At 29.4% G+C, this 11,785-nt stretch carries 12 protein-coding genes and 1 tRNA gene; 7 read left to right on the top strand and 6 right to left on the bottom strand.

The features are described from left to right. Positions 1 to 41: 41 nt before the first annotated feature. From ITB9_RS00935 to ITB9_RS00925, 3 genes are all read right to left on the bottom strand, one after another. Positions 42 to 1,235 carry a DegT/DnrJ/EryC1/StrS aminotransferase family protein gene (locus ITB9_RS00935; RefSeq protein ID WP_054850761.1) on the bottom strand — a complete coding sequence of 398 codons (1,194 nt, stop codon included), beginning with the start codon at positions 1,233 to 1,235 and terminating at the stop codon, positions 42 to 44. A 100-nt stretch (positions 1,236 to 1,335) separates the two neighbouring features. Beyond that, positions 1,336 to 1,803, bottom strand: a complete 468-nt coding sequence (locus tag ITB9_RS00930; RefSeq protein ID WP_054850760.1) for a thioredoxin family protein — start codon at positions 1,801 to 1,803, stop codon at positions 1,336 to 1,338. A gap of 71 nt (positions 1,804 to 1,874) precedes the next feature. Further along, positions 1,875 to 2,504, bottom strand: coding sequence for an NAD(P)H-dependent oxidoreductase (locus tag ITB9_RS00925; RefSeq protein WP_028290448.1), 630 nt, complete (start codon positions 2,502 to 2,504; stop codon positions 1,875 to 1,877). 194 nt (positions 2,505 to 2,698) lie between these two features. On the opposite strand from ITB9_RS00925, the gene ITB9_RS00920 reads away from it, so the two are divergent. Next, a tRNA-Ser gene (locus tag ITB9_RS00920) sits at positions 2,699 to 2,783 on the top strand. A gap of 53 nt (positions 2,784 to 2,836) precedes the next feature. On the opposite strand, the gene ITB9_RS00915 is transcribed toward ITB9_RS00920, so the two are convergent. Further along, a complete protein-coding gene (locus tag ITB9_RS00915) occupies positions 2,837 to 4,216 on the bottom strand; it encodes a sugar porter family MFS transporter (protein ID WP_054850759.1) in 1,380 nt (459 codons plus the stop codon). 345 nt (positions 4,217 to 4,561) lie between these two features. Here ITB9_RS00915 and ITB9_RS00910 point away from each other — a divergent pair, with 345 nt between their 5' ends. Further along, the gene (locus tag ITB9_RS00910; RefSeq protein ID WP_054850758.1) at positions 4,562 to 5,395 is read left to right on the top strand and encodes a universal stress protein; all 834 of its coding nucleotides are present in this window, start codon (positions 4,562 to 4,564) and stop codon (positions 5,393 to 5,395) included. Between the two features lie 48 nt (positions 5,396 to 5,443). Here ITB9_RS00910 and ITB9_RS00905 read toward each other — a convergent pair whose 3' ends face one another. Then, positions 5,444 to 5,902, bottom strand: a complete 459-nt coding sequence (locus ITB9_RS00905) for a pyridoxamine 5'-phosphate oxidase family protein (RefSeq protein ID WP_054850757.1) — start codon at positions 5,900 to 5,902, stop codon at positions 5,444 to 5,446. A gap of 11 nt (positions 5,903 to 5,913) precedes the next feature. Beyond that, positions 5,914 to 6,306, bottom strand: a complete 393-nt coding sequence (locus ITB9_RS00900) for a hypothetical protein (RefSeq protein ID WP_054850756.1) — start codon at positions 6,304 to 6,306, stop codon at positions 5,914 to 5,916. Positions 6,307 to 6,430: 124 nt separating this feature from the next. Here ITB9_RS00900 and ITB9_RS00895 point away from each other — a divergent pair, with 124 nt between their 5' ends. From ITB9_RS00895 to ITB9_RS00875, 5 genes are all read left to right on the top strand, one after another. Further along, complete coding sequence (locus tag ITB9_RS00895) at positions 6,431 to 7,567, top strand: PAS domain-containing sensor histidine kinase (protein ID WP_054850755.1); 1,137 nt, start codon at positions 6,431 to 6,433, stop codon at positions 7,565 to 7,567. Next, positions 7,568 to 8,617 carry a response regulator gene (locus tag ITB9_RS00890; protein ID WP_054850754.1) on the top strand — a complete coding sequence of 350 codons (1,050 nt, stop codon included), beginning with the start codon at positions 7,568 to 7,570 and terminating at the stop codon, positions 8,615 to 8,617. A 93-nt stretch (positions 8,618 to 8,710) separates the two neighbouring features. Beyond that, on the top strand, positions 8,711 to 9,553 hold the full coding sequence (locus ITB9_RS00885; protein ID WP_054850753.1) for a universal stress protein: 843 nt from the start codon (positions 8,711 to 8,713) through the stop codon (positions 9,551 to 9,553). Positions 9,554 to 9,663: 110 nt separating this feature from the next. Then, positions 9,664 to 11,244: a YdiU family protein gene (locus ITB9_RS00880; protein WP_054850752.1), complete on the top strand. Its 1,581-nt coding sequence runs from the start codon at positions 9,664 to 9,666 to the stop codon at positions 11,242 to 11,244. A gap of 82 nt (positions 11,245 to 11,326) precedes the next feature. Next, positions 11,327 to 11,758 carry a DUF2452 domain-containing protein gene (locus tag ITB9_RS00875; protein ID WP_054850751.1) on the top strand — a complete coding sequence of 144 codons (432 nt, stop codon included), beginning with the start codon at positions 11,327 to 11,329 and terminating at the stop codon, positions 11,756 to 11,758. Positions 11,759 to 11,785: the final 27 nt, after the last annotated feature.

Below are 11,785 nucleotides of genomic sequence, written 5' to 3'. Positions count from 1 at the left end.
CAATTATTAATTGGAGCTTTTTTTATATAATTATAATAGTTTTATAATGATGTTTTTATAGCTTCGACCATTAATTCTGCACGTTTTTTTGTTTCGGCTTCAGTCCAAGATAGTTTAATTAAACATGACAAGTTTCTGCCTATATAATGATCAGATTTTTCAAAAGACTTATTTTTTAAGTAAGACATACCATCTTTAACTTCTTTACTAAAAGGATATAATGTTTTCAAGTCTTTTAAATGATCCCATTTTCTAACATAATGCCAATTGTTATCATAATAATGAAAACATGCATCAACTCCACTATTTTTAAATGAAGCTGAAACTTTACGAGCAATATCTAAATCAGGTAAGAAAAAGCTTAAAAACGCATAACTCTCCTCTCCTCCTTCAGGCACTGTTCTAAAAGTAACTTCAGGAATTGCAGATAAAGCTTCCCTTAAAATTGTGTAATTCTTTTTCTGTATAGCAACAAAATCTTTTAAACGTCTAACCTGAGCTAAACCTACAGCTGCATGTAACTCTGACAACCTGAAATTATAACCTAAGACTGGATGCGACTCTGCACCTCTATCATTACCAATATGGTCGTGACCATGATCTGTAAAGTAATCTGCATGTTTAGCATATTCTGGATTATTGGTAATAACAGCTCCTCCTTCTCCAGAAGTAATTGTTTTAACAAAATCAAAACTAAAGCAACCTAAATCACCATAAGTTCCTAAATATTGTCCTTTATAAGTACCTCCAATTGCTTGGCAAGCATCTTCAACTAATTTTAAATTATACTGATTGGCTATTGTTTTTAAAGCCTCTAAATTAGCCATACTACCACACATATGAACTGGCATAATAGCCTTAGTTTTATCTGTAATGGCTTGTTTTACAGCTTCAGGATCTAAGGTTAAAGTATCATCAATATCAACTAAAACTGGAATAGCACCAAGCATCATTATAGCCTCAAAACTAGCAACAAAAGTAAAACAAGGCATAATAACCTCGTCACCTGCTCCAACTCCTGCTAGTGCCAAAGCTACAGAAACTGCTGCTGTACCATTGGTTACTAATTGTGCGTGATTAACCTCTAAAGTTTTTTGTAATTCTTGCTCTAATGATTGTGCTTTATAGTGACCATTTCGCATAGCATCAAAACCATAACGCATTAAAACACCACTATCTAAAACGTCTTGTACTTCTTTTCTTTCTAAATCTCCAAAGCTTTCAAATCCTGGCATCTCTAATATTTTAATTAAGCATCAAAACTAAACGAAATAGAGCAATAAAAAAAACGTCTAAATTTTATTTAGACGTTTTTTTAATAATATATATTGAATTTTAATAATTCTCTAAAATGGCATCAATAAATGCATAATGCCTGTCGGTTTCTCTTAAAAAAGTATAACCAGATAATTCTCCTATTATTTGTAATTGATCATTTAAAGCAACTAAATTAGGATAACCTCCAGAGGTATTATATTTATTAACAACTTTTTGATTTTTTTTCTTTTGTTCTTCAGTAATAATGTCGATGCGTCTAGGCATATCAATCATTAAAAGCACAAACTGATCTGCTTTAGCTTCAAATTTTTCTGTATGAAAAAAATCTTTTTTCAACATTTTACATGGTGCACACCAATCGCTTCCTGTAAAATATATTAGAATTGGTTTTTGAGAAGCCACAGATTCCTTTTTAGCTTCAGATAAATCTGTTAACCAATTAAGGTTAGATATGTAGTCTTCTTCGTCTTGTGCATTAATTGAAAAAGTTACACACATTAGAAATAGAAAAAGTATTCTCTTCATTTTATTAAAATTTAAAGCGATACAAATGTATTGCTTTTTATGAAAAAACAACAATCTTGCCAATTTATTGTTTATTTGAATATTACACTATTATTTAAAGGCTTTCTAACTTTTTTTAGCTCCGACATAAAATCATTTTCAGACCTGTAACCTATAGGCATAACTAAAACAGATTTTAAGTTTTGTCTATTTAGGTCTAAAAGTCTATCATAATCCTGTGGTACAAAACCTTCCATTGGGCAAGCATCAATGTTTAACATAGCACAAACAGTTAACAAATTACCCATTGCTAAATACAACTGGTTTTTTGCCCATGCTTCTTTTTCTAGTTGAGTTTTATTTTTAAAATCTTCAATTAAAAACGTTTTAAACGGGTTTAAAATGTCCTCAGGAGTGTTTCTTATGCTTTTTACTCTTTCAAAATAATTTGAAATAAAGGTTTCGTCTAAAATAGTTTCAATACAAAACACTAATACATGCGAAGCCTCTCCTACTTGTTTTTGATTAAATGAAAAAGGAATTAACTCTTTCTGAAGTTTTTTATCTTTAATAATTAACAGTTTGATTGGCTGTAATCCATAAGAAGTTGCTGTTAAATTAAATGCTTCTGAAAGTGTCTTAATGTCTTTATCAGAAACCAACTTTTTATCATCAAAGCTTTTAGTAGCATATCTCCAATTTAAACGATCTATAATGTCCATATTTTTTTTATCAAAAATAAAATATAACATTGTAACTACAGTCACAATTATTTTTTAAATGCTACAGATTGATTATTAGGTAAATAAAATAAAAATTGTGTTTTTTTTGAAAAAAAGTTGATTTTTATTTGAATAGAACTAAAATCCTATCTATATTTGCACTCGCATTTAGGGAATACCTAATGAGGCACTCAGGAGAAATGGCAGAGTGGTCGAATGCGGCAGTCTTGAAAACTGTTGAGGGTCACACCTCCGGGGGTTCGAATCCCTCTTTCTCCGCAAAAAAAAATCACAACTTTCGTTGTGATTTTTTTGTTTAAAATAGTTTTAATTTATTCTTTCCAAAAGCCTTCTATCTCTTCTAATGATTTACCTTTTGTTTCTGGTATAAATTTATAGGTAACAAAAACTATAATTAATATAAAAGCTATAAATATAAAGTATGGTAAAGATCCATTCCATGGTGCACTATTATTAGTTTCGCTTCCCATTACCATTGGAAAAGATTGAGAAACGACAATGTTTGCTGCCCATTGCGCAGCTACAGCTACAGACATGGCAACACTCCTTATTTTATTAGGAAACATTTCAGATAACAATACCCAAACTATTGGTCCCATCGATAAAGCAAAAGAGGCTATAAAGATTAAAACTCCTATTAAAGATAACATTCCAACACTTTCTTGCTGTAACGTTATACCTAATAATAAAAACCCAACAATCATACCTGTTGCTCCAATATATAATAATGGTTTTCTACCAAATTTATCTACTGTAAACATGGCAACAAAAGTAAATACTAAGTTTACAAAGGCTAATAATATTTGCTGTGCCAAAACATCTTCTTTACCGAAACCTAAAGCTTTTTCAAAAATATCTGCTCCATAATACATCACAGCATTAATACCTGTAAACTGTTGTAACATAGATAGCACTGTACCTATTGTTATAATAATAAAAACAGATTTTGCAAAATAATTTACTTTTACACCATCATTAGACTCGTCTAAAGACTTCTTTATTTGCTTAAGTTCTAATTCCGCTCCTTCTTCTGTGTTAATTTTATTTAAAACAGCTAAAGCTTCTTCATCTTGTCCTTTTAACGCTAACCATCTTGGACTTTTTGGTACAAAAAATAAAAGCAATAGAAATAAACCGCTTGGAATTAACTCTGACCAAAACATACGACGCCATCCAAACTCAATGTTTTCAACTTCTGTTAAATTGTTTCCAATAAAATATGTAGCTAAAAACACTACAAAAAAACCAATAACAATGGCTAATTGATAGTAAGTAACCATACGACCTCTAATATTTGAAGGTGCAATCTCTGCAATATACATTGGTGCATTCATTGACGCTACTCCTATACCTAAACCTCCTATTATTCTAAAAAAAACTAACATACTTACTGATTGAGGAAATAATTCTGGCAAACCAGAACCATATGCTGACAATGTAAATAGAACTGCTGATATAATTAAGGACCATTTTCTACCTATTTTAATGCTTAATTGTCCTGCTATTAAAGCTCCTACAAAACACCCTACAAGAGCACTTGTTACAATCCACCCTTTTAACCCATCACTTAATTGAAAATGCTCTGTTAAGTAAAATTGTGCTCCATTAATAACACCTGTATCGTATCCAAATAATAAACCTCCTAATGCAGATACTGCTGCAATTAAAAGTAAAAAAACCCCTTTTTTCATTTAATAAAATTTTTAGTTAGTACATCAATATACTACTTATAATAATTGAGAATTATCAAAATCAAGACATGTATGGTTTTTGTATAGGTGAATTTAATAATTTTTCAAGCTATACTTGAGAAATCAGTAATTATACCATTCTTAAATATAGTTTTGTATAGCTGTTTGATACAATTAAATCTACATTTTTTAAGCATTATAATGCATATAATAAACAAATGATTAAATCCACTTATAAGAAATATTGAACATGATTTTTATCATGTTTTAAATACTAGTTTTAATCTACTTTAGTGTAAGTAAATAATATGAACACTTTTTATTAAAAAGCTAAATAAGCAATTTATGAAACTATCTATTTTAATCCCAACTGACTTTTCAAACAATGCAAAAAGTGCTATTAATTATGCAATAAAATTATATCAAGAGCAAGAGTGCACATTTTATTTACTGCACGCTTGGTCTGTTAAAACAAATAACAGAACGTACATTACATCAAACTTTGTTGACACATCAAAAGAAGAGGCTAAAATTAAATTAAAAGACTTTAAAAATAATATCGAGAGCTTAAACGCAAATAAAAAACATACATTTAAAACTATTTTTAGCACAAACAAACTTATTGATGCTATAGATTGCAATTTAAAAGACTTTAGTATTGACCAGCTATTTATGGGTACTAAAGGTGTAACAAAAGCTAAAGAACAATGGTTTGGTAGTAATACCGTTAATACTATTAAAAAAATAAATCAGTGCCCTATTATTGTTGTACCTGATGATTATAATTTTAAACCTCTCAAACAAATTGCTTTTGCAACAGATTATAATAGGCATTTTGGAGACGAATTATTGACCATTAAAGCATTTGTAAAATTATACGACTCTAAATTACAAGTAGTACATGTTTGTAAAAAAAATACATTAACAGATAATCAGAATCATAATTTAACAATGCTTCAAGCTAACCTAAGTGATATACCACACAATTTTAATTGGATGACAGATGAGCTTAAAAAAACTGAAGAAATCACCAATTTTATTAAACTACAAGATATTGATGCTCTAATTTTAATTAATTACAATCATGGTTTTATTGAGAATTTAATAAACGAACCTGTTATTAAAAATGTAGTCTCTTATCCTGACGTCCCTTTATTAATATTACCTTACAAAGACTAAAATTAAAAAAAGAGCTAAACACTAGCTCTTTTTTTGTGTAATAAAGTTTTAAGAAGTCATTCGTTTTTTACCAGTAATACCTTCTACTTTAATAATAAATACAGCAGGAATATTGTCTTTATATATTTTACTTGAAAAATCACTAATAAAACTAGCTTTAACTTGTTCTTTATCCAAAATAATATCTTTAATTCCTAATGAAAATTTATGCAAATACGCTTTAGCATCACTTCCAAAGTGTTGTTCAAATTTACCATGTACTAAAATAGACTTCCAATTAGTAACATTATCAATATCCGAAACAAGTAATGATACCCTTGGATACTTTCGCATAGCATTCATTTTATGACCATCTTCAGAATAACAAATAATTGCATTTATTTCTTTATCAAAAAAGTAAGTAATAGGTACAACATAAGGTTCATTATTATAAATATAGCCTAATTGTCCAATGTAATTATTTTCTAAAATGTAGTCAATTTCTTTTTGTTCTAAATTTATAAACATTGCATATTGGTTTAAGGGTTAATTTCTTTTTCAAATTCTATTTCTAATTTAGCTAACAACATTAATTCTGCTTTATTTGTTTTAGAAAAACTAGAAGCAATATTAATAGCTACAGCAATTATAGCTTTCTTTAATGTTTTTGTAAACAATGTTTCGTTAGCTTGTTTGTATTTTATAAAACTATTATAACTCTCTTCAGATTCATATTCTTTATTTTTTGAAAACCATATAAAAGCGTCAATAATATCTTCATTGCTTTCAGAAAACACCCAATTATCGCTTACTTTTTGTTTTAACGTTTCAGTTTCTATCTCTGATAAAGTACCATCAACTGTAGCTATAGCATAAAACAATTTGCCTAAATTTTGACTTAATTTATTGTTATTAACTGTTTTGTTTTCCATGACTATTAATTTTCCACTTAAAATTACTTTTTAATACTCATATATTTTATGATATAAATCAGCAATAGCAATATTGGTCTTTCTTTTTTTTGTAATTTTATTTTTTAAACACTCTTTATAATAAATGTTCCAAAACAGTCAAGATGTTTTTCAATTGTTATCCGAAGCCATTTCAGAGGGTATTTTAATAGTTGACGAGACACAAACTATAATTGCTGTAAACACAGCTACTGAACAAATGTTTGGTTTTTCTAAAGATGAACTTAACAACCAACCATTATTAACCTTAATACCTTCTAATTTTCATAAAGGACATGGCCACCATTTTAATACGTTTTATAAACATAGCGAAAAACGTACTATGGGTAAAGGTAGAGAGCTTTATGGGACACGTAAAGATGGTAGTAATTTTCCTGTAGAAGTTGGTTTAAACCCTTTTAATGTAGGAGAAAAAAAATATGTCATGGCTTTAGTCATAGATATAACAGAACGTAAAAATTACACGGATAGACTTGAGAAAACCGTTGATGAACGCACCAAACAATTAAGAGAAGCTTTAGAAGCTGAAAAGGAATTAAACGATCTTAAAACTAAGTTTTTATCATTAGTCTCTCATGAGTTTAAAACACCTTTAACAGGTATCTTAACGTCTACAATGTTGTTAAGTAAATATAAACTTGAAGCGCAACAAGATAAACGCGATAAGCATATTGAAACCATAACTAGTAAGGTCCATTATTTAAATAACATTTTAAATGATTTTTTATCTATCGAAAAATTAGAATCAGGAAAAATTAATTATAAATTTATTCAATTTAATTTAAGCAAAGTTGTAAACGAAGTCATTTACAATGCTAATATGTTACTTAAAGAAGGCCAAAAAATTTTATATCCTGAAAACATTGATGACATTACCTTAATCCAAGATGAAAAAACGGTCGAGCTTGCCTTATCTAATTTGGTACACAATGCTATAAAATATTCGCCTGAACAAACTACAATTGAAATTATTGTTAATCAGGATACAAAAAATACTACTTTTAAAGTTATTGACAACGGAATTGGAATTCCTGAAAAGGATCAAAAAAATATTTTTAATCGTTACTTTAGAGCAGAAAACGCTTTACTAGATCAAGGTACTGGAATTGGGCTAAACATTACCAAAACACATCTTGAAAATCTTGGCGGAAACATTACTTTTTCTAGTATTGAAGGTCAAGGAAGCACATTTATAATGACTATTCCAAACACTGTAAAATAAATGAAAACCATACTATTAATTGAAGATGATGCCATTTTAAGAGAAAACACTAAAGAACTTTTAGAACTTTCTAATTACAACGTTAATACAGCATCAAATGGTAAGATTGGTTTAGAAACTGCTTTAAAAACATTACCAGATATTATTGTTTGTGATATAATGATGCCTGAATTAGATGGCTACGGAGTTTTACAAGGGTTATCTAAAAATGATGAAACTAAATATATACCGTTTATATTTTTATCTGCCAAAACAGAGCGTCAAGACGTTAGAAAAGGTATGGATCTTGGTGCTGATGATTATATTACCAAACCATTTACTGAGGACGAAATTATTAGTGCTATTGAAAGCCGAATGGCTAAAGCTGCTATTTTAAAAGACTCAAGACAAGCAAATGAGACTTTAAAAAAAGACGATAACCAATTAAGAACATTAAATGATTTAAAAAACTTTTTTGATGACAATGGAGAAGTCTTTAGCATCAAAAAAAATGACACAATCTATCAAGAAGGTCATAACTCTAACTATATTTATTTAATCACTCAAGGTGTTGTAAAATGCCATAAGTTAGATGAAAATGGTAAAGAGCTTACTACTGCATTACACAAGGAAGATGATTTGTTTGGTTACACCTCGTTCACACAAAATATAGCTTATCAAGAATCTGCAATTGCTATGACAGATGTGACATTAGTTGGTCTTTCAAAAAACACATTAAAAGACGTTTTAAATAGTAATCATAAAGTCACCTTAGAGTTAATACAACTGTTAACAGATGACATATCTGGTGTAAAAAACCAATTATTAGAAATGGCATATAGCTCTGTACACAAAAAAACAGCGTCGACTATTTTAAAATTTGCGGAAAAACTAAATAGAAAACCAGAAGATCCAATTAAAATTTCTAGAAACGATTTAGCAAGTGTTGCCGGAATTGCTACAGAAACTTTAATAAGAACCATGTCATCTTTTAAAAAACAAGGTTTGATTGAAATTGAAGGTCGTAATGTTAAAATTTTAGATATCGAAAAGTTAAAAAACATGCATTAAGTTAGTAATTCAACTAACAATTGATAAACATGATTTTTATCATTTTTTAAAATTAGCTTTCATTATAAATTTGTTTGAATAAGAACAAATACAATGAAAACTATTCTATTACCTACAGATTTTTCTGATAATTCTTGGAATGCCATTCAATATGCATTAAACTTTTACAAGCATATTAATTGTACATTTTACTTATTACATGTTAATAGATTAAGTGATACTATAACCAATGACAATGTGTATTTAAGCACATCTGACGTTATTGATGAAATGTATATTAAACCTTCAAAAAAACAACTAAACAAATTATTAAAAAAGATAGCAACATCTTTTCCTGAAAATACAAAACACACTTTTTACACTATTTCAGACCATAATTTTTTTATCGATTCTGTTAGAAAACATGTCGAAGAAAAAAAAATAGACCTAATCGTTATGGGTACTAAAGGTGCATCAGGATTACAAAAATATATTTTAGGTACAAATACAGGTGATATTATAACAAAAGTACATTGTAACACATTAGTAATCCCAGAACAGGCAAAATATACAACGGTTAATGAGGTTGCTTTCCCTACAGACTTTTTACAGTTTTATGGCAGTCATACTTTACAACCAATATCAGATATATTAGAACAACAAAAAGCAACTGTCAGAGTATTACATATTACAAAAAAACAAAAAGACTTAAACGAAGATCAGAAGCAAAACAAAGACTTTTTAGAAGACTATTTTAGTCAATATATTTCAAGTTTTCATTTTTTAACAAATACTAAAGTAGAAGCTGCTGTACAATGTTTTGTAGAAAGTAGAAATATTGATATGATTGCTATGGTAGCCAAAAACCTTAATTACTTTCAGCAAATATTATTTCATAATAAGGTTGAAGATATTAGCTATCAAACTACAGTTCCATTTTTAGTGTTACATGAATAATGTTATTTAAGTATTAAAACAATTTCAAGACAATCCAATATGGTTAGTATAAGCAAGACAATAATCCAAACTATTGATTGTGTATCTTTGTAAAAAAGACAGCTACACTAATGCATTTTGATTTAAAAAATACGTTTACACATTCGCTTCCTGCAGATCCAATTACAGACAATAGTAGACGTCAAGTCCCTAAAGCCTGCTATAGTTTTGTAACACCAAAACCGACTGCTAACCCTAAATTAGTTCACGTTTCTCCAGAGATGTTGGACACATTAGGTTTGTCAGAAAACGATGCTAAAACAAAGGCATTTTTAAATATTTTTACTGGTAATAAAGTTTTAGAAAACACAAAACCTTATGCCATGTGTTATGGTGGACATCAATTTGGACATTGGGCTGGACAATTAGGAGATGGACGTGCTATTAATTTATTTGAAGTTGAACACAATAATTTAAACTGGAAATTACAATTAAAAGGAGCTGGAGAAACACCATATTCTAGAACAGCAGATGGATTAGCAGTTTTAAGAAGTTCTGTTAGAGAATATTTATGTAGTGAAGCAATGTACCATTTAGGTGTACCAACAACACGTGCTTTAAGTTTAGCTTTATCTGGAGACCAAGTATTACGAGATGTGATGTATAATGGCAATCCTGCTTACGAAAAAGGCGCTATCGTCACCAGAGTGTCACCTAGTTTTTTACGCTTTGGTAGTTATGAGATACATGCCTCTCGTAACGATATATCGACCCTTAAAACACTTGTAGATTATACTATAAACACTCATTTTTCTCATCTTGTTACTGCAAATACAAAAGCAGAAATAAACAAACAAACCTATATTCAGTTTTTTAACGACGTTGCTACACGAAGTTTAGACATGGTTATCCATTGGCAACGTGTTGGATTTGTACATGGTGTGATGAATACTGATAATTTATCCATTTTAGGACTAACCATAGATTATGGACCTTATGGTTGGTTAGAAGGTTATGAGCCTGGATGGACACCAAATACAACTGACAAACAAAATAAGCGTTATCAATTTGGCACACAACCAGACATTGTACTTTGGAATTTGTACCAATTAGCAAACGCATTATACCCATTAATTGAAGAAGCAGAAGGTTTAGAAGCTGTTTTAGCTAATTATACAGAACAAAAAGACATCAAATACTTACAAATGATGCGTAGTAAAATTGGATTGTTATCCGAAGAACAACTGGATGCCAACTTAATTCAAGAATTAGAAGATTGTTTACAATTAACAGAAACAGATATGACTATCTTTTTCCGTAACCTATCATATTTCAATAGCACTACTCCTACTAATGGATTACAAATTATTCGTGAGTCTTTTTACGACATAAAATCTGTAACCGAAGCTGTAAAAAATAGATGGAATTTATGGTTTGATACTTATGCAGACCGTTTACAACGCGAGTCAATTTCCGCGAAAGCGAAAAAAGAAAACATGAACAAAGTAAACCCCAAATATGTGTTACGTAATTATATGGCACAATTAGCAATAGATGATGCTAACAAAGGAGATTACAAATTAATTGACGAGCTATATAACCTTTTAAAACAACCTTATGCAGAGCAACCTAAACATCAAAAATGGTTTGCAAAACGACCAGAATGGGCTAGACATAAAGTAGGCTGTTCTATGTTATCTTGTAGCTCTTAAAATTAGGTTAAAAAGAAGGCTAACTGTTTTTCAATAAAAATAACTACTTAGTATTTTGTATCTTTACATAAAAAGAAAAAGGATGTCAGACACTAAAAAACCTGATAATATTGTCTTTAATCATGAGACACAAAAATACGATGCATCATTAAAACCGTATGCTACAAATGTTGGTGCTCCTGCTATAAAAGTAACAGAAAACGTCACCTGGAAAAACAAAAACGTACACAAAGCTAACCAACAAATTAAAGCCAAGTATTTAGAATTAAAAGCTGAATACGAAAAAATGATGGATGAGCTAGAATACAACAATTTAGTCTATAACGCTAAATTTAGTTTTCAACCTATAATTGGTGATACTTATCATTTATACAGAGACAAAAATGGACAACCCTTTTTATCTATTATCTCTCCAGACCAATGCAACTTTGATTTTGTAGGTAGTTTTTATTTAAACTCAGAGCATATCTGGAAAAGAATAGATCAAGACGACAACACACAACAATTACAATAACAAAAAAAATCCCAAGTAAACAACTTG

Origin of the sequence: Olleya sp. ITB9, from assembly GCF_001315805.1 — a bacterium.
Lineage (GTDB): Bacteria > Bacteroidota > Bacteroidia > Flavobacteriales > Flavobacteriaceae > Olleya > Olleya sediminilitoris.
This window is presented reverse-complemented; position numbering and strand designations above follow the sequence as displayed.

What these genes read in the sequence shown, in the direction of transcription:
- ITB9_RS00935 (WP_054850761.1), bottom strand. Translation starts at nt 1,235, where the DNA reads ATGCCAGGATTTGAAAGCTTTGGAGATTTAGAAAGAAAAGAAGTACAA.
- ITB9_RS00930 (WP_054850760.1), bottom strand. Translation starts at nt 1,803, where the DNA reads ATGAAGAGAATACTTTTTCTATTTCTAATGTGTGTAACTTTTTCAATT.
- ITB9_RS00925 (WP_028290448.1), bottom strand. Translation starts at nt 2,504, where the DNA reads ATGGACATTATAGATCGTTTAAATTGGAGATATGCTACTAAAAGCTTT.
- ITB9_RS00915 (WP_054850759.1), bottom strand. Translation starts at nt 4,216, where the DNA reads ATGAAAAAAGGGGTTTTTTTACTTTTAATTGCAGCAGTATCTGCATTA.
- ITB9_RS00910 (WP_054850758.1), top strand. Translation starts at nt 4,562, where the DNA reads ATGAAACTATCTATTTTAATCCCAACTGACTTTTCAAACAATGCAAAA.
- ITB9_RS00905 (WP_054850757.1), bottom strand. Translation starts at nt 5,902, where the DNA reads ATGTTTATAAATTTAGAACAAAAAGAAATTGACTACATTTTAGAAAAT.
- ITB9_RS00900 (WP_054850756.1), bottom strand. Translation starts at nt 6,306, where the DNA reads ATGGAAAACAAAACAGTTAATAACAATAAATTAAGTCAAAATTTAGGC.
- ITB9_RS00895 (WP_054850755.1), top strand. Translation starts at nt 6,431, where the DNA reads ATGTTCCAAAACAGTCAAGATGTTTTTCAATTGTTATCCGAAGCCATT.
- ITB9_RS00890 (WP_054850754.1), top strand. Translation starts at nt 7,568, where the DNA reads ATGAAAACCATACTATTAATTGAAGATGATGCCATTTTAAGAGAAAAC.
- ITB9_RS00885 (WP_054850753.1), top strand. Translation starts at nt 8,711, where the DNA reads ATGAAAACTATTCTATTACCTACAGATTTTTCTGATAATTCTTGGAAT.
- ITB9_RS00880 (WP_054850752.1), top strand. Translation starts at nt 9,664, where the DNA reads ATGCATTTTGATTTAAAAAATACGTTTACACATTCGCTTCCTGCAGAT.
- ITB9_RS00875 (WP_054850751.1), top strand. Translation starts at nt 11,327, where the DNA reads ATGTCAGACACTAAAAAACCTGATAATATTGTCTTTAATCATGAGACA.